The 24,362-nt window shown below is 48.3% G+C and carries 23 protein-coding genes and 1 pseudogene; all 24 read right to left on the reverse strand.

What is annotated here, in order from left to right; all coding sequences use genetic code 11:
- Positions 1–206 precede the first annotated feature (206 nt).
- The 24 genes and pseudogenes from cls to QOS46_RS00285 all read right to left on the reverse strand — a co-directional run bounded on the left by cls (position 207) and on the right by QOS46_RS00285 (position 24,305).
- Positions 207–1,748, reverse strand: a complete 1,542-nt coding sequence (cls, locus tag QOS46_RS00175; protein ID WP_013623269.1) for a cardiolipin synthase — start codon at positions 1,746–1,748, stop codon at positions 207–209.
- A 31-nt stretch (positions 1,749–1,779) separates the two neighbouring features.
- Entirely contained in the window at positions 1,780–2,352 is a 573-nt protein-coding gene (locus QOS46_RS00180) for a signal peptidase II (protein ID WP_013623270.1), read from the reverse strand.
- A gap of 393 nt (positions 2,353–2,745) precedes the next feature.
- A complete protein-coding gene (locus tag QOS46_RS00185; protein WP_013623271.1) occupies positions 2,746–4,587 on the reverse strand; it encodes a heavy metal translocating P-type ATPase in 1,842 nt (613 codons plus the stop codon).
- Positions 4,588–4,748: 161 nt separating this feature from the next.
- The gene (locus QOS46_RS00190; protein WP_013623272.1) at positions 4,749–4,970 is read right to left on the reverse strand and encodes a cation transporter; all 222 of its coding nucleotides are present in this window, start codon (positions 4,968–4,970) and stop codon (positions 4,749–4,751) included.
- Between the two features lie 25 nt (positions 4,971–4,995).
- Positions 4,996–5,352, reverse strand: a complete 357-nt coding sequence (locus QOS46_RS00195) for an ArsR/SmtB family transcription factor (protein ID WP_013623273.1) — start codon at positions 5,350–5,352, stop codon at positions 4,996–4,998.
- Positions 5,353–5,740: 388 nt separating this feature from the next.
- The gene (locus tag QOS46_RS00200) at positions 5,741–6,136 is read right to left on the reverse strand and encodes an arsenate reductase ArsC (protein ID WP_013623274.1); all 396 of its coding nucleotides are present in this window, start codon (positions 6,134–6,136) and stop codon (positions 5,741–5,743) included.
- Between the two features lie 10 nt (positions 6,137–6,146).
- Positions 6,147–7,883, reverse strand: coding sequence for an arsenical pump-driving ATPase (arsA, locus tag QOS46_RS00205; protein ID WP_013623275.1), 1,737 nt, complete (start codon positions 7,881–7,883; stop codon positions 6,147–6,149).
- Positions 7,884–8,255 (reverse strand): arsenite efflux transporter metallochaperone ArsD, encoded by a 372-nt coding sequence (gene arsD, locus QOS46_RS00210; RefSeq protein ID WP_027096099.1) that lies wholly within the window; start codon positions 8,253–8,255, stop codon positions 7,884–7,886.
- A gap of 99 nt (positions 8,256–8,354) precedes the next feature.
- Positions 8,355–8,459, reverse strand: a pseudogene (locus QOS46_RS14240) ((2Fe-2S)-binding protein); the annotation flags it as partial.
- Positions 8,460–9,512, reverse strand: a complete 1,053-nt coding sequence (arsB, locus tag QOS46_RS00215; protein ID WP_013623276.1) for an ACR3 family arsenite efflux transporter — start codon at positions 9,510–9,512, stop codon at positions 8,460–8,462.
- Positions 9,509–10,054 carry a DUF2703 domain-containing protein gene (locus QOS46_RS00220; RefSeq protein ID WP_013623277.1) on the reverse strand — a complete coding sequence of 182 codons (546 nt, stop codon included), beginning with the start codon at positions 10,052–10,054 and terminating at the stop codon, positions 9,509–9,511. Before QOS46_RS00220 ends, arsB begins: the two co-directional genes overlap by 4 nt.
- Positions 10,047–10,382, reverse strand: a complete 336-nt coding sequence (locus QOS46_RS00225; RefSeq protein WP_013623278.1) for an ArsR/SmtB family transcription factor — start codon at positions 10,380–10,382, stop codon at positions 10,047–10,049. The genes QOS46_RS00220 and QOS46_RS00225 overlap by 8 nt, the downstream gene beginning before the upstream one ends.
- A gap of 490 nt (positions 10,383–10,872) precedes the next feature.
- A complete protein-coding gene (locus QOS46_RS00230) occupies positions 10,873–11,139 on the reverse strand; it encodes a helix-turn-helix domain-containing protein (RefSeq protein WP_013623279.1) in 267 nt (88 codons plus the stop codon).
- Between the two features lie 11 nt (positions 11,140–11,150).
- Positions 11,151–12,974 carry a VirD4-like conjugal transfer protein, CD1115 family gene (locus QOS46_RS00235; protein ID WP_013623280.1) on the reverse strand — a complete coding sequence of 608 codons (1,824 nt, stop codon included), beginning with the start codon at positions 12,972–12,974 and terminating at the stop codon, positions 11,151–11,153.
- A 66-nt stretch (positions 12,975–13,040) separates the two neighbouring features.
- Positions 13,041–14,459, reverse strand: a complete 1,419-nt coding sequence (locus tag QOS46_RS00240) for a DUF3991 and toprim domain-containing protein (protein WP_013623281.1) — start codon at positions 14,457–14,459, stop codon at positions 13,041–13,043.
- 146 nt (positions 14,460–14,605) lie between these two features.
- Entirely contained in the window at positions 14,606–17,482 is a 2,877-nt protein-coding gene (gene mobP3, locus QOS46_RS00245) for a MobP3 family relaxase (protein WP_027096097.1), read from the reverse strand.
- Complete coding sequence (locus QOS46_RS00250; RefSeq protein WP_013623283.1) at positions 17,482–17,898, reverse strand: hypothetical protein; 417 nt, start codon at positions 17,896–17,898, stop codon at positions 17,482–17,484. Before QOS46_RS00250 ends, mobP3 begins: the two co-directional genes overlap by 1 nt.
- A gap of 400 nt (positions 17,899–18,298) precedes the next feature.
- Positions 18,299–18,571 (reverse strand): hypothetical protein, encoded by a 273-nt coding sequence (locus QOS46_RS00255; protein ID WP_013623284.1) that lies wholly within the window; start codon positions 18,569–18,571, stop codon positions 18,299–18,301.
- Positions 18,568–18,828 (reverse strand): DUF6103 family protein, encoded by a 261-nt coding sequence (locus tag QOS46_RS00260; protein ID WP_013623285.1) that lies wholly within the window; start codon positions 18,826–18,828, stop codon positions 18,568–18,570. The genes QOS46_RS00255 and QOS46_RS00260 overlap by 4 nt, the downstream gene beginning before the upstream one ends.
- 69 nt (positions 18,829–18,897) lie before the next feature.
- Positions 18,898–20,388 (reverse strand): peptidoglycan DD-metalloendopeptidase family protein, encoded by a 1,491-nt coding sequence (locus QOS46_RS00265; protein ID WP_333782980.1) that lies wholly within the window; start codon positions 20,386–20,388, stop codon positions 18,898–18,900.
- Positions 20,389–20,410: 22 nt separating this feature from the next.
- Entirely contained in the window at positions 20,411–20,914 is a 504-nt protein-coding gene (locus tag QOS46_RS00270; protein WP_013623287.1) for a gamma-glutamylcyclotransferase family protein, read from the reverse strand.
- 10 nt (positions 20,915–20,924) lie between these two features.
- Positions 20,925–21,962, reverse strand: coding sequence for an amidoligase family protein (locus tag QOS46_RS00275; RefSeq protein WP_013623288.1), 1,038 nt, complete (start codon positions 21,960–21,962; stop codon positions 20,925–20,927).
- Positions 21,963–21,975: 13 nt separating this feature from the next.
- Entirely contained in the window at positions 21,976–22,455 is a 480-nt protein-coding gene (locus QOS46_RS00280; RefSeq protein ID WP_135659050.1) for a hypothetical protein, read from the reverse strand.
- A 20-nt stretch (positions 22,456–22,475) separates the two neighbouring features.
- Positions 22,476–24,305 carry a VirB4 family type IV secretion system protein gene (locus tag QOS46_RS00285; protein WP_013623290.1) on the reverse strand — a complete coding sequence of 610 codons (1,830 nt, stop codon included), beginning with the start codon at positions 24,303–24,305 and terminating at the stop codon, positions 22,476–22,478.
- Positions 24,306–24,362 lie beyond the last annotated feature (57 nt).

Consider the following 24,362-nt stretch of genomic DNA (forward strand, 5'->3'; position numbering starts at 1 on the left):
GATAGAACAGCTCTCTGTTCTTTTTTAAGCACTCCAATTCAGTCAAATAACGGTAATTACCTTTTATATCCGTCATTTTCGTGGATAGATACATTCCCTCGATTTCCGGCAAATTGGGATGAACTACGTCTTATAGATCCGTTGAAATTGCCAAGATGATAGGGACAACATGAGTGCTATTCTTTTGACTTCATAACAAATTAATCTCAAAAGAATACAGCAAACAATCTAAGGAACGATTGAACGCATTTTATGTGCCAGGGACGGCGACGCCATTCATCAAGACTTATTTCTTCACAAACATCAAATGTTTGCTGGAGGTCATTTTTTATGTCTTGGAGTACAGGCGATCCGCAAATCCACACACCGTTTTCAAAGTGGAGATAAAAGCTCCGGTAATCCATGTTAATGCTTCCGCAAATGGCATGATCATCATCGCTTATGATAGTCTTTGCATGGATGAACCCCGGGGTATATTCATAGATTCTAACACCCGATTCCAGCAGCTCTCCATAATTCGATTGCGTTACCATATGCACATACCAATGATCCCATATCTTTGGAGTAATAATCCTGACATCTGTACCTCCCTGTGCGGATGTACACAACGCTTCCTTCATGGAGTTGTCAATGACAAGATAGGGGGTAGATATATAAACATATTTCTTTGCATTATATATCATCGTGCGGTACATAACCTCGGCAGGGTTATCGGGATTATTTGAAGGCCCGTCTGAAAATGGTTGATAGAAGCCTTGACCCTCGTAGTTCACTACAGACCGGTAAGCTTCGTAATCTGTAGTTCCTCCACTTTCAGCATCCCACATCTGAAGAAATATTGAGGTCAGACCCCAAACCGCGTCGCCTTCAAGCCGGATTGCCGTGTCTTTCCAATGGCCGTGCTTTGGGTATATGTTGGCATATTCATCAGCAAGATTCGTTCCCCCTGTATACCCAACGCAGCCGTCTATGACCGTAATTTTCTGGTGATTACGGCAATTGAAGCAAAAGGATGAAATATACCGATGAACTGGATTAAAACGCAACACCTGAATATTGTGACTGTTAAGAGCCTTAATCAGATTATCTGGTGCTGTAACAATACTCCCAAAGTCATCGAACATCAGCCGTATTTCCACTCCTTGTTCGGCTTTGCGAATCAATACTTCTGAAATCCTGTCCCAAAGCTCCCCACTATCTAAAATAAAATATTCCAAGAAAACGTATCTTTCAGCGTTTTCAATATCCTTTATCATTGCTTCAAATTGATACTCGCCAAGCGAGAAATACTCACACGTTGTATTTTTATAAAGAGGGAATCCTTTCCTGCCTAAATATCCTGCTATTCTTTTTCTTGACGGATGGATTTGATCGAGTTCGGCGTAAACTTCCGGGTCCTTATATAAATACATGGAACCGTGCTGGATAGCCGCTCTTATTCGATTATTTCTTATACATCGTCCGAACACATCGGAACGACCCCATAAGAGATATAGGAAATAACCGAAAACCGGAAGGATAAATATTATAATAAGCCATACGATTATGTAAGATGTGTTTTTACTTTTGCTCACCATAATAAAGATGTTTATTACCGCTATAATTTGAATGAGTGCATAAAAATATACCGCATAGTTTTTGAGTATATTGATGATAAAATAGATAAATAAAAGTTGTAAAATCACAACAAGGGTGGCCAAACCGATACGAAATATGCCCGTCAAGTTTCTATTTTCTTTTCGCTTCACTGTGACCACCTCTCAATTGTGTTTATATATTTTATATTCTGGTATATTCAGACGTTGTGTTGGGAAGGAGTTTGCATCCGCTCCGAAACCATATAGCAAAAGCTATATCTTCTGTATTGAGATCGTTTGAATAAGACTTTTTTAGCTTTTTTTCATGCCGCCACGTCCAAATTAGAGCCAAAATCCATCCCGTGTTCAGAAATACGTCCTTTGTATCAAAAATAAACCAATTGAATAAACCAATAAAGTCAAGGCTGCCGCCCCAGAACACTACATCAATAAATGAACATAATATGCCAGCAGATGCAAAACAGAATGCTCCACTCAACAAGCGACTCTTTGCACCAACTTTATATGTTTGGAATCGATAGAATAAAAGCAATCCTGCTATAGCCGTTATCTGTAAAAAGATCATTCCGATTACAGGAGTCTTAAAATTAGCCATACTTGCAAACCAATTCAAATTTGTGTTCTGGAAAGGCTCAAAACGCAAAACACTCGGTATCCAGATAATCATCTTATCTATCGCAAAATGAGCTATCAGCAGTTTTATTGTTTGATCAACTGCTGCCAAGATTCCTGTGATAAGCCATTGCTTTTTCATGCCACACACCTTTCCATACAACATATTTTCTGTTTATGCTTTAATTCAATCGCGCTCAATAGCTCAACTGCTTTCACCAATAAACCGAATAAAATAATCTTCATATAATGATTCTCACTTTGCCCCTTATCTCAGTGAATAATGAGGATGCCGCCGGCCACCATCCACACATTTGATACCTCTAAAGTTTCCGGCATAAGCTCAAAGAACACAAGGCTCATCATTACGCCACCAGCGAAAACTAAAAGGCAATTCGCCATATTTTCAGAAAACTTCTTTTGTTATAATAGCAACTGCGCTACCAAAGCAAGTTCACAAAATCCCAACTAACAAGGCAATCAGGACAATTAACATTTTACTTATCGCTTCCGATACAACAGGCTTTTGACCTGATTATAATTTCTTTGTGTTTAAAGCACGGAAAGAGTTCAATACCGCTATAACCGTCACACCAACATCTGCAAACACAGCCTCCCACATGGTAGCAAAACCGAGTGCACTGAGTACAAGCACAATTGCTTTTATCGACAAAGCCAGCCATATATTCTGTTGTGCGATTCTTAGCGTTTTCTGTGAAATTTTCATACCTGTAGCTAGTTTGGACGGCTCATCGGTCATTATTACAACATCGGCGGCTTCTATAGCCGCGTCGGAACCCAAGCCACCCATCGCAATACCAATGTCGGCACGAGCTAAAACTGGTGCGTCATTAATCCCATCGCCTACAAAGGCCAGCTTGCCTTTAGCTGATTTTTGAGCCAGCAGTTCCTCTACTTTATCTACCTTGTCACCGGGAAGAAGCTCTGTGTAAACCTTATCTAACCCCAATTCCTTGGCAACTTTTTCTCCCACACTCTTGGCGTCGCCCGTCAGCATCACCGTTTGACGGATATTTGCCTTTTTTAGCAATCTAATCGCTTCCGCTGCATCTTCCTTAACCTCATCAGCAATTACAATATATCCCGCATATTTGCCATCAACAGCAACGTGTACGGCTGTTCCAATAATTTCGTCTTGAGAAAATTTAACGCCGATTTTTTGCATGAGTTTTGTATTTCCTGCGAAAACTTTACGACTATCAACCGTTGCGCTGACGCCGTGGCCTGCGATTTCCTCAACATCCGTAATCCTTTCGTTGTCAATATCTTTCCCATAAGCAGTTTTCAAAGAGAGTGAAATGGGGTGATTGGAATAACTCTCAACATGTGCGGTAAGTTCCAGCAGTTCTGCTTCGGAAATGCCGATAGCATTTACCTCTTGTACTTTAAATACGCCTTTTGTCAATGTCCCCGTCTTATCAAACACAACGATTTCAGTCTGCGCCAAAGCTTCTAAATAGTTGCTACCCTTAACAAGCACACCACGCCTTGACGCGCCGCCGATACCGCCAAAGAAGGAGAGTGGAATAGAAACAACCAGAGCGCAAGGGCAGGAAACCACTAAGAAAGTTAAAGCCCTGTAAATCCAGTCGCCCCAAGTACCACCAAAGAACAGAGGCGGGATAATTGCAAGCAACAGTGCGGCAGCCATAACAATCGGAGTATAAACTCGTGCAAATTTTGTAATGAAATTCTCGGTGTTCGCCTTTTTACTACTGGCGTTTTCCACGAGATCAAGGATTTTGCTGACCGTCGATTCCCCAAATTCTTTTGTGACCTCAATCGTCAGTACGCCGTTCACATTGATACAGCCGCTCAAAACATCAGAGCCAACACCAGCTTCGCGCGGAACAGATTCGCCGGTCAAAGCGGACGTATCAATCATTGAATTGCCGTCAAGCACCTTGCCGTCAAGCGGGATTTTTTCACCAGCACGGACAACGATGATATCGCCAATCGCAACTTCGTCAGGGTCGACTTTTACCAATTCATCGCCCCTCTTAACATTTGCGTAATCAGGACGTATATCCATTAAGCTTGCAATGGATTTCCGCGACTTCGCAACGGCATAACTTTGAAAATATTCGCCAACCTGATAAAACAGCATAACGGCAATGGCCTCTGGATATTCCCCAATGATAAGTGCGCCACCGGTCGCCACGGTCATTAAAAAGCTTTCCTGAAAAACTTGGCCTTGCATAATATTCTTGATGGCTTTTATTACGACTTCGCTGCCCACTACAATGTAGGCGGCAATGAAGATAGCGGGACTAAGCCAAACAATGTCGGTTTTTACTAGCAGCCCGATTACGAAAATAACCGCTGCTATGATAATTCTTACAAGCTTCTTGTTCATATTGAACTCCTTTCTTATCTTTGCTATAAGAGAATGACGAGTAACATTGAGTGAACGCTCAACTATTGTCGCAAAAAAATTTGAATTTTTTAAATTCCTTCGCTTTTGGCGTATCGCTTTGAAGTGTTACGCCAAAAGCTGGAATTATTGCCGGTAAATGTTTACGCCTTTTTTACGACAACATGAGGTTCATGCTTCTTGACGATTTTTTCAGCGGTCTTAATAATCTCGTCCATTTTGTCGTCGTCTGCCACAAGAACCATCTTAGTCGTCATAGCGTTTACGGTTACTTCGGTTACGCCGTCCAGCGCCTTGATGTCCTTTTCGATTTTCGCCGCACAGTTGGCGCAGTCCAGTCCTTCCAACCTAAATGACTTTTTCATGTTATTTTCCTCCTATAATTAAATTTTATTCAGTTACATGGCTTAAACTTTGTTCCAAAACGATTTTCACATGGTCATCCGCGAGAGAGTAATAAGCAATCTTACCATCTTTCCTAAATTTGACAAGATTTGCCTGTTTCAAAGTGCGTAGCTGGTGTGATATAGCGGATTTTGTCATACCAAGCAAGACTGCCAAATCACAGACACACATTTCACTGACATCCAGAGCCCATAAAATTCTGATCCTTGTACCATCTCCCACAGCTTTCAAAAATTCCGTCAAAATATTAAAAGTATCATCTGAAAGCATTTTTGTTTTTACTGCGGTGACGGTTTCTTCGTGTATAACATCACAATCGCAAACATCGCTTCTGACAGACATAATTAGTCCTCCTTCCGAAATTTTAATTGAGCAAACGCTCAACTGTATATAGTATAGTTGAATATATACTCAATTGTCAAGGGGTTTTTAGAATATTTTTTTAAAATCATCCCAACACGAGATCAGGCTGTGTAGTGGTTCGTAGCAGTTTATCTGCTGCGTGGAACGGAAGTCATGTGGCACGAAGTTTACAATCAATTAAGCAAAAAAAGTGCGGGATACCAATGCAAGTCTTTTCGATTGAGTGAGTGTAAATCTCTTAACTTTATATTCATCCAAAAGGAATTTGAATGGAAATTCTGTTTTGCTCTAAACAAAAAAGCCAATTAAAATCAATGACTTTAATTGGCTTTTTTGAATTTAGCATTTACAGCCAATGATTTTACTACTAAAGAACCCCCACAAAATTTTTTAGCTCAAGCATTTTTTGCTCAATCTGTTTTATAACCTGAATAAATTCCTCGTCGCTTTTGCCCGTTGGATCATCCAGCCTCCAATCTTCGCGGTGTTTACAGGGCAGATACGGACACTCGACATTGCAGCCCATTGTAACGACAATATCAACAGGCGGGATTTCGGACAAGAGTTTGCTGCGCTGTGTCGCTTCCATGTCAATGCCATAAAGTTGTTTCATCAGCCGCACGGCATCCTGATTGATTTGCAGCTTCGTTTCCGTTCCCGCCGAATAGCTTTCAAAAGCGTCGCCGGCAAGATGCCGTCCCAGCGCCTCTGCAATCTGGCTGCGACAAGAATTATGAACACAAATAAATGCAACTTTTATCATTTTTACCTCCTTACAGCGCCAGCAGACTGTCGCCCTTGATTTCCTCTGCGCTCCACGCGATCAGGGCAAATTTGCCACCGGCGTGTTCGTCGATGAGGTTGAGCCATTCCACTTCGCCAGCCGCCTTTGACACCAGCATAGGATTGGTGGTGTTCGTGCCATAAAGGGATTGATTGACCACCCACCATTTGGCGGCGATGCCCGCCCGTTTCAGATCGTCCTCCAAGCGGTGCGCCTCATAAACAGGGGTCGCTTCCGGCAGGGTCACAATCAGTACCTCGGTTTCCTCGGATTTCAGCCTCGGCAACAGCTGCGCCACCGATTCGGGGATTTCGCCCTTGGTACGCTGAATTTCATGGTTATAGCTTTGTGTGGATTCCAACAAAAGCAGGGTATGCCCTGTGGGGGCGGTGTCAATTACCACCACCTGATCGTCAGCTTTTTCGACGATCTCGGCGAAGGCGCGGAATACGGCGATCTCCTGTGTGCAGGGCGAACGTAGATCTTCCTCGACATAAGCAATATCCTCATCGCCCATGCCGGACGCGCGGGCTTTGAAAAGCACCTCGGACTGATACTTTTTCAATTCCTCGGCTTCGTCGATATGGCTCATGGACACGCCGCCAGTTTCATCCAGCACAAACTTCAGGTGCGCGGCGGGATCGGTGGTAGTGAGGTGGACTTTCTTTCCGCGCTTCGCAAGCCCCAGCGCAACGGCGGCGGCGACGGTGGTCTTACCCACACCACCTTTGCCCATCGTGAAAATAACACGTTTGCCCTCCATCGCTAACTCATCTATCACATCGTTCAGCGCAGGAATATGCGTGGCATTTAGCGTTTGCACGGGAGCAGTAAAATAATCGGTGTTCAGCAAGGCGCGGATATTTTCCAGCCCTGTGACATTGTAAGCTCGCAGAGGAACGCTATGGATTGGAAGCGCCCTCAGACTTTCCGGCATCGCGGCAAGTGCAGACTGCTGTTTTTCGTACAGACTGGAAGATAGATCATCGTTATGTTCCATCAATATTCCGTTGACAACCAGCATTTGATTGTCGACGCCCAGCGCGGACAATTCGCCGGAAGCACGTTCCGCTTCCTTGAACGGCGCGGTTTCCGAGCGGGTGACAAGGAGTAGCGTGGTCAGGCTTCCGTCGGCCAGTGTTTCCACGGCTTGCTTGTAAATGGCTTTCTTGCTCTCCAAGCCGGAGAGTTGACCGAGGCAAGATGCACCGTGGGTGCTTTCACTGATGAAATTACTCCAAGCGGACGGAAGCTGAAGCATCCGCAGGGTGTGTCCAGTAGGGGCGGTATCAAAAATAATATGGTCGTATTCCTGCTGAACCTTACCGTCCGTAATGAAATTGGAAAACTCATTGAATGCCGCAATTTCTATGGTGCAGGAGCCAGAAAGCTGCTCCTCCATATTCGTGATGACAGATGCGGGCAGCTTGCCGCGATAAGGCGCGATCACGCTTTCCCGGTACTCAGCCGCCGCTTGTATGGGGTCAAGGTTCGCTACCACTAAATTCGGCACATCGGAGATGGGCACTCCTTTGTTTGTCAGTTCCATCGAAAAGACATCCTGTAAATTGGAAGCAGGGTCGGTGCTGATAAGCAGCACCTTTTTCCCACTGTCCGCAAGGGAGACGGCGGTGGCACAGGCAACGCTGGTTTTACCAACGCCGCCCTTGCCGGTATAAAAAAGATACTTTGTCAGTTTGATACTGCCGGGATCGAATTGATTCATTTAACAGCAACCTCCCTTGCAACAGCCTCCGCCGGACTCGGATTTTTTCTGCTTGCCCAGCACATTTTCAGGAAGGTCGAGCAGCTTTGTGAATTCTTCATTGGTGGGATACCGACCTGTGATGACAATTTTGCCATCGAGCATCACAGCGGGCAGTCCCTCTGTGCCTTTCTCATTAATATAGGCATTGATGGTCTGGTCGGTGATAAACTCTGCCGGTGCGCTGCCCAAGTTAAAACGTTCAACAATAACGCCATGTTTTTTCAGTGTTTCCAGTACCGTGGACATACGCAGCAGTTCAGGGTCAACACCCAAGCCGCAAAGCCCGGTCGGGCAACACATGGCGGGTTCAAAGATTTTCATTTTTTTCATAATAATTTTCTCCCTATATTTATTAAAAGTTTTCACAATATCTGAGTAACAGCAAATTCCCTTCGGATTATTTACAGCGCAATTACTGTTTTGCATGGCTCCGGTAATCTTAATAACATCATCTACATTTTTTGCACCTTTTTCTGTAATTGCTTTCATGATATCTGCTTCTTTGACTTTGTTGCAATAGCATATATACACCATTTAAACCTCCTTTAGAAACCAGTGGTGGGTCTTATTAATAAAGCGTACTAGCAAAAGCATAACGGGGACTTCGGTCAATACGCCCACCGTACAAGCAAGCACAACCGGCGAATTTGGACCGAAAAGGGCAATTGCTACCGCTACAGAAAGTTCGAAGAAGTCCGAGGCTGCAATCAGAGAAGCCGGAGCCGCAATATTGTGTGGTTGCTTTGTCCACTTGCATATCAAGTAGGTAAAGTTGGCGGAGATTACGTTTTGCAGAACCAGCGGTACTGCGATCAGCAAAACGAACAGAGGCTGTTCCAAAATAATGTCACCTTGGAAGGAAAAAATGATAATCAAGGTGAGCAGCAACCCCAAGGTCGTGATGCCGTCAAACTTGGGGAGAAATCTTTCGTTGAAATACTCTATGCCTTTTTTCTGTATCATCAGAAAGCGCGTAAGTGCGCCGCCAGCCAGCGGAACGACAACGAATAATACGATGGAAAAGAAGAGCGTATCCCAAGGAATCGTAACGCCGTTTACTCCCAACAAGATTTGTACCAATGGCACAAACAATACGAGAATCAAGAGGTCATTGACCGAAACCTGTACAAGCGTATGCGCCGGATCGCCTTTGGTCAGATGACTCCATACAAACACCATCGCCGTGCAGGGTGCTACGCCCAGCAATACTGCGCCTGTTACGAAGTCCTGTGCCAAATCCGCTGGGATGAAGGCTTGAAAGATAACTTTGAAAAACAGGGTTGCTAACCCGAACATGAGGAAGGGCTTGATGAGCCAGCTGCTACCGCTGGAAATAAGGATGCCTGAAGGATTTTTCCTCACATTCTTGATAGACTGGAAATCAATCTTCATCATCATGGGGAAAATCATAATCCAAATGAGTACGGCAATCGGGAGGTTCTGCCCGGCGTATTGAAATCCTTCCAAGACATCTGGAATGCCGGGCAGGAATTTTCCGACAAGGATTCCAGCCGCCATGCACAGCAGCACCCACACGGTTAGATATTTTTCAAAAAAGCCAATACCTTTATTTTTTTCTTGGCTCATATCACATCACCGCCCTTTCCCTGACGTTCCGTTTCATCCTTGTGTGTCTTGGCTATAAAGTATGTTTCCAGATTTTCTGGAAGCCAATAGGCTTCACGCTCCGGCTCGCCCTGATTGGGGTTATACACTTCCCGTAGAATGGCATCCACGATCAATTCCTTCGGAGGGGATGTATATTCGACTCCGTTATATACCCATACACGGCAATCTACGGTATCACCGCAATGTTCTCCACAGTCCTCGCAGACTGATTCCCGCGATTCCACGGCAATATCGTTTCCGTTCACACGGATGGTCGGTGAGCTGACCAAATGATACTGTATCGCCAACTCTCTCGTTGTGATGTTCACTTCATTTACCTTGACTTCATATCCTGACGCATTCAGCACCACGGCTACGCCGGAAACTGCGTCGTCCAGAGCTTTTTCCGTATCCTGGCACCTGCCGCAAACGGTCGTGTCCAGATAAAGAAAATCAATGTTTATTGACTTTTTCGGCTCTGGCTGGCAGCAATTTTCAGAAGAACAACAACATTTACTCATTTTCGTTACACCCCTTACAACAATTTGTTTTATCTCTGCAAATACAATTTTCTTTATCGGATGTGATCGCCCAGAAAAACTGCTTTGTTTTGCCGATGGCATCATCATCCAAAGAATAATACGTCCATTTGCCTTCTGCCCGTGCCTTGACAAGTCCGCATTCGCAGAGGAGTTTCATGTGATGGGACAGCGTGGATTGGGACATTTCAAACTTCTCTAAAATCTCGCAGGCACAAAGTTCTCCACAGGAGAGCATATCCACAATCATGGCTCTTTTGGGATCGCCCAATGCTTTGAACACTTTTGTGTTCTCTAAGTAATAGTTCATACCAACACCTCAAATCTAAATACTTTGATATGTTATATTATATGTTTCAAATCGAAATTCGTCAATGTGAAGTCATGATTTTTTATAGAAAGTTTTTTCGCACATCAAGGATAGCTTTCAATCACTTTATCAATAGCAAAAGAGCCTCTGAGAGAGACTCTTATTCGTTTACTGCCATTTTTCTTTTGAGGTGGTGTGCTTTTTGATCATTTACCTCCACCATTTCGCTAATCATTTCAATCTGTTCCGGTATCAAATGTTTAAACTGCTTTCCGAGCTGCTCCACGCTGTCAGGTATCACGGGATGTTCCAGAAGATCTCCAAAATGTTACATAAAAACATAGTAAGATACACCTTGTTCTTTTTCTGTGATAATATCTTCTTAGAGTGAGAGATTCCGGTGGGTTCACCACGAACCGCACCTCGGTCCAGCAAAAAAACGGAGTACCCCCTTGGCGGGAACTCTGTCTTTTCGCTTTGCCGCATCCTGCTATTTTCTTAAAATAAGTCTGTTGCTGGTATTGCTCCCATTCTCCCGGAAGCGAGGCTCCTTTTCAATGAGTCCCGCCCTCACCAGATCATGTAAGGCACGCTTGACGGTGCTGCGGGAAAGCTGCAGATCGGAAGCAATGGTCTTTACCGCAGGCCAGCAGTCCTTTCCTTTTCCTGCCCGGTCACAAATATATATATAAACAGCCCTCGCCCGATGGGGAATCTCATCGGGCGAAGCGGTATAAATGTGGTTGAAGTAGCTCATGGGAACCTCCTTTACGTTTTGAGTACATTACGGCGGCGCATGGTGTTTTCAGATGGTTCTGCTACCGGGGTATGAAGGGTTCCTGTTCTGGACGGCGGCTCCAATATCTCCCCGGTTTCTTCGTCCACCATAAGGCAGGCCGTGTGCTTGCGGACGATATTTTCCTCCAGCATCTGCTTATCGGCATAGACCACTTTTCGATGAGCTTTTTCCTCCATGGTGTAAGCCTCTCCGAAACGGATGCCCCATTCAAGGAACAGCCGCAGCTTTGTCCTCATGGGATGGGTGCCGGTTTTCATCACGACAAAGCTGCCCTTTGGAATGGATTTCAATTCGTCCGGTGTCATGAGAGGGCGCTCCATCATCTGCAAGGATTGGCTGGGGTCATTCTTACCACGACTCACGCTGCCGCTCATGATCGTGCGGCTGCCCAATGCTTTACTCAGCACTTCGGCGGTCTGGCTGTTGGGGGCAAAGCCGCCAAAGATGGTGTCCTGGCAATTGTCCACGATTATTTCTGAACCCTCTTTGCCGTAATTCTTTTCGAGCTGGCCGAAGGACTGTATGATTGGTACCATAGAAAGCCGGCGAGAGCGTGAGGCGCTGAAAATTAATTCGAGCGATTCGATGGCTGGAAGCGTTCCGAGCTCATCGCAGTAAAACATTACTCGGTTTTTCAGCTTGCCTCCGTTTTCATCCGCAACCGCAAGGATTTCCCTGTAGAGCTGTTGGATCATAAGGCTGACCATAAAGTATTTGGTCAAATCTTCTTCTGGTAATACGATGAACAGAGCGGATTTTTCGTTACAGAATTTCTCCGCATCAATGGATGTTTCAAAACACAGAATCTGTTCCATTTCGGAGTCGAGAAAGGCATTCAAACGGGATAGCACAGTGGAAAGTACCGACGCCATAGCCTGCTCCGCGGAATTTAGGGCTGCTCCTGCAAACCAGCGGGCCTTGTGGTCGGATGGCAATTTATCCATTAATAGCTGAAACTGACTTTTCCCCTTTACCTTGCTGGGCACGAGTAAGTCCTGAACCAATTTGAACACGCTGATGATATGGCGGCAGTCCACCTTTTTCCCATCTACCTCAGTGGGGGGCAAATACTCGGCAATCAGCAGAATCACTGAGGACAGGAGTCCTTCTGCGGCATCATAAAAAAACTGATTCTGTCCGTAATTCTCGTTGCTGGCGTTGATGATGGTTTTGGAGATAATCTTGGCGTATTTTTCTGCTTTTGCCTTTGCCACAATGTTGTTTTCATCGGCAAGGTACTGATCCATGTAGGTGTTCACCAGATGGAGCATATTGTTGCCGTCCGAGCGGGTGGGGTTTCTTAGGTCGATGACCGCCACATGGTAGCCGTAGTGGTTGCGGGCGATAGTTCCATAGTTTCTATACAGGTCGCCCTTGGTGTCGGTGGTCAGGAAGCTCATGCCGGAGGCACAGGCATATTCCAGGTTGGGGTATAAAAAGTATGCAGTTTTCCCCACGCCAGAGGCACCGATCATGAGACAGTGGACATCGTCAGTATCCACCATTGCCGTAACTTTATTTTTTGCACCTACGCTTCCGAGAATGATTCCCTGCTCGGCGGCAGTAGGGAGGCATTGTCCTTGCCTCCACAGCTCCGGCTGAAAGGGGATGTGCTTATAGGTATTTTTGATTTCCTGTTTTGATGCGAACCGTGCCGTACCATGCTGGCCATCACCTACCGTGCGGGACTTGATTCCGTTTAGGGTATAATAGTGAGCCAAAAGGGAAAGACCGCCGATGACACAAAACATCACGGCGGCCGCTGCAATTAAAATATAGACCTGAGACGGCATAATAGTATCCTCCTTCTTCTGAATTCATTTAGAATGTCAGAAGCGGGGATGGAGTTATTGCCGGGATTACATAGACAGTTTCATTTCCTGGGTCTGCTCCATCTTTTGCCGGTATTTCTCCAGCAGGATCGCTCCTTTGAGGCCGTGGGAGGCAATGCGTTCATAGCACTCTGCCAGCTTTTCCTTTTCACCGGCGGTCACCACACGCTCAAAGCCCTGCAGAGCCATGATATCGGATTCCAGTAAATCCAGCCGGGTTTTCAGATGTCCGCGGTTTTCATAAGTCCTGAAACCACTATGCAGGCGGCTTTGCACCGTGGAGAGATTCCGGCTGTGATCCATCTGCCGATACTCCCTCGCAGCAGCAGCCATGGAGAGGCGACACATTTCCCTCAGACATTCATCCACCCCTGAAAATTGTCCCCAATGCAGATGGGATCGGGCTTTTACGAGCAGGGCTGACAGGGTGTTGGCGGAACAGTTGGATTTCACAGTCATTGACGTTTCGGTAAGCTCCCGGCATATTTCATCCCGGATTAAATGCTGGGGATGTTCCTCAGCAGGGATTGCCGGTAATCCGTGATTTGCCTTGATATCCTCGTTCCAGTCCTTGTGTATGGACAAATCCCTATCACATGAAACACACTTTTCTATGAGCAGATCGTGATATTTCTCCGAGGCTTCGATCCCCGCCTCGTCATGATCCAGACACAGAACCACATGGTTTAGGTTCGGATGCAGCTCCAGCATCTTCAGCATGGCGTATTCGGAAACACCGCAGAGCGCCACATAGCTGTGGTTCCGCCAGTCGTTGGGATGCAGGGTGATGTAAGACAGCAAGTCGATGGGAGCCTCAAACACATAGAGGTGGTTACTTGTGCCGATGTGGTGGAAGCTGTATGCCGGATCGCAGCTATCCACATTTCCTTTGAAGCCGGTTCCCTCGGTATAGAGCCCTCGTTTATGGGCATGGCGGGGAACTCCGTTTTCATCGTATCCCACAAAGACCGCATTGTGGTATTCCTTCATGCTGTCCTTAGATTTTTCACAGCTCTCATACAGGAGCTTCGCCTTGGCAAAGTAACTGACCACTTCACGGTCGATGAGCCGGGTTTTCACCAAGTACGCATAGACGCGGCGCATATCGCTGTGGGGATTCGGAAGGGCAAAGGGCTGTTTCGCCTCCTGTTTCTTTTGTGAGGCGGGTCGATAGACTTCGCCCTGCTCACCGCCCAGCAGCATGGTTACAGCCTCAGGAAAGGTGAGGCCATAGAACTGTCGCACGAAGTCAATGGCATACCCGCCGCTCTCTGCAGAGTGATCGTACCACTCGTTTCCCCGGACGGTAATGCTGTGGTCGGACGCCAACCGCTTATCCCGGCCGCTGGGGATTAGCTTCTCACCGCGCCGATGGAGAAAATCCACGAGGTCTACATTGTTGGCACGGTATTTCTGGTCATCTGTAAAATGCACATATACACCCATGATCCCCCTCCTATTTATGGCGAGTGCCGATTCTATGAAAAAAAGCCGCCCTTTTTACAGGACGGCAATAGGTCTGGAGCGATTTCTCTTTGATCGGCGGCTGCTCAATTTTCTTTTTCTGTTTCTTCACGGTTATCCTCCAATCGTTATAATGACATGGTCTGTTCGTGGTCATCCCTCGCATGGCCCTGCGCCTGCTTTTTCTCACGGAGCTTGCGGAGGAGCTTACGGTCGGTTCTCTGGCCGGGTGGTTTCAGCGGTGGGGCGTTGTCTGCAAAAACACGGCTCATGTGATGCAGGAGCCGTGTTCCCGCCAGCAGAACGGAGGGGTCTTTGAAATCATCTATATGGCCGAGGAAAAATTGGGCGTAAATGTTGCCCTGTGCTGCCGAGAGGGTAAACCAGCGGACGGCAGTTTCTTTGTCTTTGGGGACATCTTTTCCCATCAGATACAGCTTGCCGAGGGTGTACTGCGCATACTGATTTCCCTGTTCTGCGGCAGCCGTCAGAAATTGCAGGGCAGTCTGAATATCCTTTGGCACATCCTCGCCCATAAGGTAAATCTTGCCCAGCCGGTACTGTGCAAATTGATTGCCCTGACCGGCAGACCGTTTTAGGTATTCCAGAGCTTTGGGAACATCCTTCGGAACATCCTCCCCCTTGAAGTAGAGGACGCCGAGGGCATATTCAGCAAATTGGTTCTTTCTGTCGGCGGCAAAGGTCATCCAGCGAATGGCGGACTCCACATCCTTCAGTACGCCCTCACCGCCGAGGTACAGCTTGCCGAGCCGGTATGCGGCGAAGTCATTATCCTGTCCTGCGGAAAGGGTATAAAGCCGTATTGCCTCTGCGATATTCTGCGGAACGTGCTGTCCCTTTTCATAGAGCTTGCCGAGAAAATATGCGGCATAGGGATTCTCAGCCTCCACCGCTTTTTTGAGGTAGCCGAGGGCTTTCTCCACATCCTGCTGTGGTGCTTTTTCATCGGAGAGGATAAGCTTGGCAAGCTGGTGGTAGGCAAAGGGGTTTCCCACGAATGCCGCTTTTTCAAAGTATTCCTTTGCCCTGGCTTCATCCTTGTCGGTACCCACACCATTCAGAAGCATCCAGCCCAAACGGTACTGGAGCTTATCATCATGGCCCTGTTCCTCCAGGGAAACAAAACCGAGAAAGGCTTCCTTGAAACGACGGTCAGAGTCCTGCTGATTTTTTACACAGCCAATTCCGTCCCTCAGCATTTTACCAAGTTCAAAACTGGCATAGGGGAAGCTCTGGTCTGCCGAGCGGGTGTAGAGGGCAAAGGCAGATTCATGATCCTGATCCACACCTTTGCCATGGTAATACAGGCCGCCAAGAGAATACTGTGCGTACTTGTAATTCTCATCCGCAGACAGGGTGAGCCAATCCGCCGCCTGCAGATAGTCCTGCTCTGTGCCAAGTCCGGCGGCATACATTTTGCCGATACGGTACTCGGTGTACTTCCAAGGTTTTTCTTCCTCGGCAGCATGGAAAACAGCAAGGGCCTTTTCGTACCAGCGGTATGCTTCATCGGCGTCCGCTTCGCAGCCAAGACCATCCGCAGACATTCTGCCCAGGTCACATAAGGCGAGAGGGTTATCTGCCTCCGCTTCCATGAGGAAGAGTTCATGGGCTTTTTCAAAATCCTGCAAAATTCCGGCATCCTCATCGCCATATAAATATTGCTTTGCCTGTTTGTAGCCATCCGTCCACCATGAGTCGGAGGATTCCTTATCGGCAGAGGCTTCATCGCTGGAGGACCGTTCCCCGGAATCATCTGCCGGTTCCTGATCTTCTTCATCCGCCATGTCAGAGGAGGGCATCTCCAGATCATCCTCCGACTCCGGCAGGGCTGTTTCCACAGATGCCGGTTCCTCAAAGGTCATGCTCCCAATCAGCAATGCTTCTTGAATGACCATGTTGCGGATGGGCTTAAAATCATCACAGCGGGAAAGGGGCGGCGGCTCTGACGGTGTTTCGGTGTAGATGGATTCGATCCTGCCCCTGACCTCCCACCACAGGCGATAGGCTTCTGCGATACGGCTGTCCTTGGCAAGCTCATCCACGATTTCATCCACCACATTTTTCAGGTCTGCTTTGAGATAGCCATACTGTTTTTTACCGGAGGTGTTTTGCAGGCGCTCAGCAAGGTGTGTAATGAGCTGCTCCATGCGGCCGCTCTGTAAAACGCCGCCTTTCATCTGACGGATCATCTCCCTCATGGACTCGGCCGCCTGTTCCTTCAGGTCATCCCGCCGCTGCGTCTTTTCTCCGTAGAGCGGAATGAGCTCCTGACGAAAAATCTCATTTGCCAGAGAGGACTTCATTTTTTTGATGCCCTGTTTCGTAAGATAGCCCTCTCTTGGGTCGGTGCTATAGCAGACCATGTGAATATGCGGATGGTGCGATTCATTGTGAAAGGCGGCATACCATTTCAGATGGTCAGGATGGATTTTCATGTTCTCCGCAATTTCCACAGCCTTTTCAGAAAGCAGAGCCTTCCATGCAAGTACATTGTCATATCCCATCTGTGCGGCATCCTCACGCCGGAGAGAAATAATCGGAGTCCACACATTTCCGGTGTGGTTGGCTACTTCATCAGCGACCTGTGATAAAACTAGCGGATCGTCACCGGCTGTGAATAAGCCATGGCTGTCAAACTTTTCGACACGGGGACGGTTTGCGATGTAGTCCAGATATTTTTCCCGGCCGCTGATTTTATCAAGATGCCGTTCCAATGCGATGGTGATGAATTCGGAGGCGTTTCCCCGGTTGGAATTTTCGAGGTAATCCTCATATTCAAACAGTTCCTTGGCATCGGGAAACTCCCGGAGTATCTGTGCAATCAAATCCTTTTGTTTTTTGGTGGAGTGCCAGAGCTTATGACCACTTTCCATTTTTTCTACGCCGTCGCGGGTGGCAATGTATTTGACGAGGTTGCTTAAATGGGCAGCAGTCTTTTCCCCGCCTTTGAGGTAGGGGCACTTGAGAATGATGCGGGCCATTATTCTTCCGTCTCAGGGCTGCTCTGGAAATCCACCGCATCGTCCAGACGGATTTTCCCTCTGGTCCGTTTTACCTCGGCAACGCATCGGCCGCGGAGCCGGTGCAGTTCCTCATCGGTAATCTCCAGCGTAGTTGCCAGCAGATGCATCATCATGCTGATTTCCACAGAAAGCCGAAACAGATTGTTTGCCACCCGGTTTTCGGTCTTTTGCAATGTGCCCTGGATGGATACAAGCAGAGCCTTGGAGAGATAGGAGGAGATGTCCTCCGTCCCAAGGTAGCCCATGTAGAAGCTGAGTGCCTTTTCAATAAACTCGCTGCGGCTCTTGCAGTTATCCTTTGACAGCCAGCCGTCCAGCCGTTCCATTGTTTCGGGGTACAGCCAGACCGCTGTTCGTTCCTTGTTATTTTTCATGTGAAATCCGACCTTTCATGGGTGTCCACCTGTGAGGTGACCGTGTAAATTCCTTTGTTTTCTTGCCTTTTCTAAAATCCCGACCACCCTGACCGTGACAAATCCGGAATCCGACCACCTCATGGGAAAGTGCGAAAAACGCCCAGCACTGCTGGGCGAAATGGTTGGCAGGAGGGCGCTTGCGACCACCCGCCTTTATCCTGCTCTTTTTTCGACCGTAGAGGCCGCATGAGGGTTCTGTATGCTTTGGCTGAGAAGCGGGGTTCTTACAGCTCTGCACAAAGCCCTCAAAATCGGTTGTATTCGGTTTGGCGGGTAAACCTGTCACCCAGCCCCGCAAAAGCCCACACAGGGGCGAACAGGGGGCAACGCTGGGTGACGGGGGCAGTAGGGCGGTACGCTACTTCATCTCCATGCCAGAATAACCTTGGGTAGGCTCAGATTGGCAAAGTTCTGTTTCTCTTAGGCTGAAAGAGGAAAGCGGATAGAACTCCCGGTCAAACTCGCCCAAGCCGTGCTGTTTCAGAAATTCATCATTGCTGGCATTGATGCCGAGATCCTCTTTGCCGTATGAGTCAGTGCAGGCGTATATTTCCTCTATGCTGCCGTCCTCCATTCGGAGAAACATTCCGGCCTTAATCTCATTGCCGTGCTTATCAAAATACTGCATCATTGCTCATCCGCCTGCCTCGGCTCTGCGGTCTGCCTGATTTTTTCTTTCTGTTTTTTAGACAAAGTGCTTGCCGGGGTTTCGATATCGGCACTTTCATCGATGTATTCCCGCACATTGGCAGGGACGAATTTTTCATAAAGGCGCTGGAGCTGGTCGCAAAGCTCCTGCTCCAAGTCCGCATCTTTCTTCTCCATATAGCGTTTGACCGCTCGGAGTTTTTCGGCATCCATTTGTACGGTGATGGCTTCTTTTTTCATATTGAGTGTCCTCCCTTGAATTTTTTATTGGTATCAATGCCGCAAAACAGAAAGAAAAAACCAGCCTGTTTACGGCAAATAGTTTCTCGGATTCTTCTGCGCACCGTTCACTCTCACCTCAAAGTGCAGATGATTTCCGGTGCTTCGCCCTGTGGAACCTACCTTTGCAACGGTTTCTCCGGCCTTTACCGTCTGCCCCTCACGGACGAGGATTTGAGAGCAGTGTCCGTATAAAGTGACCATTCCATTCCCATGGTCAATGGTCAGATAGTAGCCGTAGCCGGTGTTTCCGTAGACCACAGTTTTCACTGTCCCCGCCTTTGCCGAGCGGATGGCAGTTCCTTTGGAGGCGCCAAGGTCAAGGCCGGTATGTCCCGCCCATTCCCCTGTGAGGGGGTCTGTCCTGCCACCAAATTCCGAGGTCACCATGGAACGCCAGCCGCTGCCGAGGGGAGAAATAAAGCCATCGGCAGAAGATTTTTGTGCCTCGGCGTAGGGTCTGCCGTACAGAACCTGATTGCCGGAATCGAATAAGTCCCGGTAGACGACCTGTCCTCTGGAGGAGGAAGCGTCAACCACTTTGCCGTCACCGGCGTAGATTCCCACATGGGTGATGTTCATGAAACGGCCGTTAGGTTTATGGCTCCAGAACACCAAATCACCGGGAGCAAGACTTGATTTTGGAATGGTCAGCCCATTGTCCACGCAGTATTTTCCCTGCGCCGCAGCCGTGCCGGGAAGATTTACCCCCAGCTTTTTGTACACCCACCGCACAAGATAGCTGCAGTCGGTGTAGCTTCCTTGTCCACGCAGCTCTTGGGAGTAGGGATCACCGAGGCGGGAAAGGCCGAGGCGGACAGCTTCAGCTCCCACCTCACCCACAGGCAAGTCAGAAAAGAAACCGTCAAGCTGGTCTGGAGTCCAACCCTCCCACATGGTGAAATCATCATCCTCGGCCGGAGCTCCGATACCGTATAAGGCACGGTAATAGATTTCATTGGCGTTTGCCTGATCCTCATAGGTAATAGCTCTGCCTAACAATGTCCTGATGTTGTTGTAGATGGCAGGCAGAGAGGTAATGGGAACAGCCACGGTATAAGTTTCCTCCGAGGTTGTTCCGTCATCATTTTCCACGGTGCGGGTGCGTTCCTCGTAGGTCACAAAACAGTCCACATATTTCCGGTGTTCCAGCCGGGAGGGGGACTCAGCGCCGAAAAACAGAGAATAAAAAATAGCCTTGACCCGGTAATCGTCAAGGCTGTTGCCGTCCTCCATCTGCGAATTCACTGTGGCGATGGCTCCGTCTATGAGGGTAAAGCTGCGACGCATATCCCCGATGTATTCCCTGTAATCCGCGGGCATACTCCCCGGTATCACACCGCCATGGAAGCACAGCTCCACGGCGGTGTTGTTGTGGTTGGTGGTTCCGGAGAGCAGGGAGCAGACCAGCACGATGATTAAAATAAGCGGCGACAGGATGGCGGCAATGGTCCAGCCGATGGTCTTTCGGGTGCGTTCATCCGAAAGAGCGGCAGCGGCGGCTTTTGCAACAGCCGTAATGGTAGCGGGATCTGCCATGCCATCACCACCATTTCTGGCTGCCAAAACCGAACAGGTTCTGCTGTTCCGGCTCCGGTTCGCTTTCCATGAGCTGCTCGGTATAATCTATCGCCTGCTCCAAAACAGCGGTATCAAAGCCCGCAGTTTTGTAACCGTCATGGATGGTATTGTAATAATAGTCGGAGGGATAGCCCAGGCGATGCCCCGGCGTCATAACGTAGACCATGGCTGAAACAGTCTTGCCGTCCAACGGGAGGTCCATGGTTTCCTTGTCGTAAAATCTGGGAAAGCCTTCATAAATATCGAGGGCAGTCTCATCTTTCGGCGTGATCTTCCACAGCAAAACAGGAACAGAAGAACCCTCGCAAGGCTCAATGGTAGCCACCGCACCGTGCCTGCCGCCCCGAAACACAAGGGCATAATCCTTTATCTCGGAAGCCCCGACCACCTTGGCGGTGGGGCATCTCCCAGCCATCTGCGGCAGATTGAGGTTGCTGCCATAGGCAATATACAGTTTGTTTTTCATACGATCTCCTTTACATTGACATAGTAAAAGCGGAGGACTGTTCATCCTCCGCTTCCAATACAGTTTCCGGCACAGCTTCTTCCGGCGGTGTCTGCTCCTGCGACCGCTCCGCTTCACGCTTTTGCCGCAGCCGTTCTTTTTGCCTTTCTGCCTGTGCCGGGTCTTTCCATGCGATGCAGCCCTCCAAGTGATCCAGCAGATGCTTACGGGCCGTTTTAAATTCATCCCCAATCATACCGAGGCGCAAAAGCCACACCCGAAAGGTATATTTTTCATTGGTGGACTGTGTTTTTGTCGGGCTTGCCGACCGCTGGTTGAGCGCCTGTGCGGTCATGGCGAGGCAGAACTGCACATATGCTTTGACTTTTCCGGCATGGAGGTCCCCATTGAAAGCACGGAATTCCACCGTGCCTTTCTGGAACACGCTGTGCAGATTGAGACAGTGGTAGCGGCTATCGTGATAATGCTCCCGGCTGCCATCGCTGCCGTTGTACCAGATACGCTTCAGTTGGTCGAGGGTAGTGGGTTTCTGCCGGTTGATCCGCTCTAAAAAGGCAGAGTCAATCTTTTGGCAGTAGTTGGTTTCCCTGCCTCTTGAAACCTTTAATGCCTTATAGATCATATCCTCCTTGGCCGCCATGATGTTGACCAAGTTGCGGAGTTTGGGGGCATCAAAGGGGGCGGCATTGATGTGGATATGGATACCGCAGGAGGAATTCACAAATGCCCCGGCTTCCCGGAGCTTGCGCATCAATTCCTGCACAGTTTCGATATCCTGGTACTGGCAGATGGGGCTGACCATCTCTACGCTGTAGCTCCTGTCGGCGCTTACTTTTCTGCGGCCGTCTTTCTTCTGACAGTCAATACTGCCGTCACTCATGACCCTCCATTTTCGCCGCTGGCTGTCACAGGCATAATAGGCATCGTAGAAGCTGCCTTCATATTCCTTTGTCGTGCCGAAATGTTCTGCAATCACCTCGGCGGCACGGCTTCGTGTAATCCCAGTCATTTCAATTTCAATCCCGAAATTCTGACCTTGTATCTCCATTTACCCACCGCCTTTACCACATCCTGTGCTGCAGGGTAAGGTCTTTTTCCTGTGACAGTCCCGCTGTTTCCGCAGCAGAGTTGATGAATCCGCACAGCCGTTCCCTGCGCCAGGTATCAATCAGGTACCGTCCGCATTCCTCATTGAGAGCATTGATTTTCAAGACTGTATCCCGCACACACTCCGAGATAGCGGCAGGATCACCCTCTGCGGATACGAGATCATCGATGTACTCATCCAGAATCTTTCCCATGAGGGACACATCATCCGGCGTATAATGGTAGCCCCCGGCGTAAGGGTTGGGGTATTCCTTTCCGTCCATGCAGCACCGGAGATGCTCCAAAATAGCAGGGCGTTCTTCGTGATCCGCTTTTTGGTACTTCTCCATAAAAGCTAATATATCCGCTTCCCGGTTCGGAGTGTAGCGGATAAAAGACAGCATATCATCGAGGATACCCGCCTTGTTTTCTTTCTGATTTTGAACTCTGTCCATGACTTTTTCTCCCTTCTTCATTATCTGCCACCCGCCTTTCCGAACAGCTTTTCCTTGTAGGCAGGGGCATGGACCGCAAGGTTATACCGCTCTATGCCGCATTTGTAGAGGCACACACCACGCTGGGGGAAGCGGATTAGGTTGTATTCGGATTCCTCTAACTGGAGGCTGTCGATATAAAACTGTTTGTCAATGTTCCCTGCATTAAAGAGGAAAGCGTGAGTAGGAATGGAGAACAGCGGTTTTGTCAGCTCCCTGATGCCCTCTATATTGAAGTCCTCCAAATTCTGAGAAGCCAGAATTATCGCCGACTCCTTTTTTCTGACACGCTTCATGAAATTTCGGATATACTCAATCGCAGTCAGATTGGTCAGGAACAGATACAGCTCATCAATTGATGCGGCGGTATTTCCCCCGGTCAAGAGCTTGTCGCTCATAAAGGAAAGCACATTGAACAGCAGGGCGTTTTTCACATTCCGGCTGGCTTGCAGCAATCCTTTTACTCCGAACACAATAAAGCGGTGGTCGGTCACGTTGGTGTGGCCGTTGAAGAATTTACTTTCGGCTCCCATACACATGGAGTGGAGCCCCAGCAGGATTTCCTGCAGCAATTCCTGCGGGTAGAGCTGATAGTTACTTTTGTCATATCCCCTAAACTCATCGTCAATGAGAGCATAAAGGTCAGATAAGACAGGATAGTCTGTGGTGGCAAGGCTTCTGAAATCAGTGCGGTCGCTGATGCCAAATTTTTCGTACAGCTTGCCCAGCATGATTTCTATGGCGTCGATGTGGCGGTCGGAAAAATCTTTATAACAGCGGAAAAAATCCTTAAGAAAGGAAATGTGTTGACTGAGCTTGGTGGACTGGCGGAATGCCTGGGGTGCGTCGGTGTCCTCCGGGCTGCCTCCTTCATCCCATGTTTTAGGCTCCAGAGGATTGATACGGTATTGCCCGCTCATCAAGTCGATGAAACAGCCGAGGTTCTCTGCGAGGTCAACATATTCATGTTCAGGATCAAGGCACAGGACGGACTTACCCGATTCGAGGATGTTACAGAGGATGAGCTTGAGGAGATAGCTCTTGCCCTGACCGGAGTTACCGAGGATTAAAATGTTCGCATTCGTCTTGTCATCGTCACGCTTATCGAAGTCCACAATGATATTTGAACCAAATTTATCACGGCCAAGATAGAAGCCGTGGGGATCGGTCTTGCCACTGTAATTGAACGGATAGAGGTTTGCCACCGAGCTGGCGGGTAAAACCCGTTCAAATTGGCTGCCGAACACATTCCGTCCCGCAGGGCCGACCGACAGAAAGCCCTCCCGCTGGCGCAGTATCAGCCGGTCTACATTGAGTTTTGAGCGGACCAGCTCAGTCAAGACGTCGGTCTGGAGGAGCTTTAAATCGTCCAAATTGTTCGCTGTCAGCTCAATAAAAACAGCGCAGTGGAGGAGCGGCTCACGGTTTCGGTGCATGGAGGACACCAGTGTGACCACATCCTGCAAATTGCTTTCGGCGGTGACTGTCTGCTGGAGATCGTTGGTGCTGCTCTTATCCATGCGGTTTTTATTGGCTGCGTTATGGATGATTCTCTTTTCCTCTGCCGCCGTTACCTGTCTGGTGTAGATACGCAGGGTCACACCGTCCTTTTCCCCAAGATGACGCAGGATGGCCTGCTCATCGGTTGCGGTAGGGTACTCACGGAGAGCCCAGACACACCGATAGGTGTTGCCGCATATAAAATGGTCCGTATTGAACTTGATGATGCCCGGTGCGATCATGTCAAGAAAATCCTTGATTTTCGACTCTGCCGCCCCAGCATCAGCCTTTGTTTTTTTGATTTTAGGCATGAAAAAATACCTCCTGTCCAGCCGTGGGAGGTTCCATGCCTTTTGGCCGCAAGGTAC

Origin of the sequence: Faecalispora anaeroviscerum (genome assembly GCF_947568225.1) — a bacterium.
Classification (GTDB): Bacteria; Bacillota; Clostridia; order Oscillospirales; family Acutalibacteraceae; genus Faecalispora; species Faecalispora anaeroviscerum.

Bases quoted from the DNA above. Each gene is read 5' to 3' on its own strand.
- QOS46_RS00180 (WP_013623270.1), bottom strand. From the start codon at position 2,352: ATGAAAAAGCAATGGCTTATCACAGGAATCTTGGCAGCAGTTGATCAA.
- QOS46_RS00185 (WP_013623271.1), bottom strand. From the start codon at position 4,587: ATGAACAAGAAGCTTGTAAGAATTATCATAGCAGCGGTTATTTTCGTA.
- QOS46_RS00190 (WP_013623272.1), bottom strand. From the start codon at position 4,970: ATGAAAAAGTCATTTAGGTTGGAAGGACTGGACTGCGCCAACTGTGCG.
- QOS46_RS00195 (WP_013623273.1), bottom strand. From the start codon at position 5,352: ATGTCTGTCAGAAGCGATGTTTGCGATTGTGATGTTATACACGAAGAA.
- QOS46_RS00200 (WP_013623274.1), bottom strand. From the start codon at position 6,136: ATGATAAAAGTTGCATTTATTTGTGTTCATAATTCTTGTCGCAGCCAG.
- arsA (WP_013623275.1), bottom strand. From the start codon at position 7,883: ATGAATCAATTCGATCCCGGCAGTATCAAACTGACAAAGTATCTTTTT.
- arsD (WP_027096099.1), bottom strand. From the start codon at position 8,255: ATGAAAAAAATGAAAATCTTTGAACCCGCCATGTGTTGCCCGACCGGG.
- arsB (WP_013623276.1), bottom strand. From the start codon at position 9,512: ATGAGCCAAGAAAAAAATAAAGGTATTGGCTTTTTTGAAAAATATCTA.
- QOS46_RS00220 (WP_013623277.1), bottom strand. From the start codon at position 10,054: ATGAGTAAATGTTGTTGTTCTTCTGAAAATTGCTGCCAGCCAGAGCCG.
- QOS46_RS00225 (WP_013623278.1), bottom strand. From the start codon at position 10,382: ATGAACTATTACTTAGAGAACACAAAAGTGTTCAAAGCATTGGGCGAT.
- QOS46_RS00230 (WP_013623279.1), bottom strand. From the start codon at position 11,139: ATGAGCTACTTCAACCACATTTATACCGCTTCGCCCGATGAGATTCCC.
- QOS46_RS00235 (WP_013623280.1), bottom strand. From the start codon at position 12,974: ATGCCGTCTCAGGTCTATATTTTAATTGCAGCGGCCGCCGTGATGTTT.
- QOS46_RS00240 (WP_013623281.1), bottom strand. From the start codon at position 14,459: ATGGGTGTATATGTGCATTTTACAGATGACCAGAAATACCGTGCCAAC.
- mobP3 (WP_027096097.1), bottom strand. From the start codon at position 17,482: ATGGCCCGCATCATTCTCAAGTGCCCCTACCTCAAAGGCGGGGAAAAG.
- QOS46_RS00250 (WP_013623283.1), bottom strand. From the start codon at position 17,898: ATGAAAAATAACAAGGAACGAACAGCGGTCTGGCTGTACCCCGAAACA.
- QOS46_RS00255 (WP_013623284.1), bottom strand. From the start codon at position 18,571: ATGATGCAGTATTTTGATAAGCACGGCAATGAGATTAAGGCCGGAATG.
- QOS46_RS00260 (WP_013623285.1), bottom strand. From the start codon at position 18,828: ATGAAAAAAGAAGCCATCACCGTACAAATGGATGCCGAAAAACTCCGA.
- QOS46_RS00270 (WP_013623287.1), bottom strand. From the start codon at position 20,914: ATGAAAAACAAACTGTATATTGCCTATGGCAGCAACCTCAATCTGCCG.
- QOS46_RS00275 (WP_013623288.1), bottom strand. From the start codon at position 21,962: ATGGAGATACAAGGTCAGAATTTCGGGATTGAAATTGAAATGACTGGG.
- QOS46_RS00280 (WP_135659050.1), bottom strand. From the start codon at position 22,455: ATGGACAGAGTTCAAAATCAGAAAGAAAACAAGGCGGGTATCCTCGAT.
- QOS46_RS00285 (WP_013623290.1), bottom strand. From the start codon at position 24,305: ATGCCTAAAATCAAAAAAACAAAGGCTGATGCTGGGGCGGCAGAGTCG.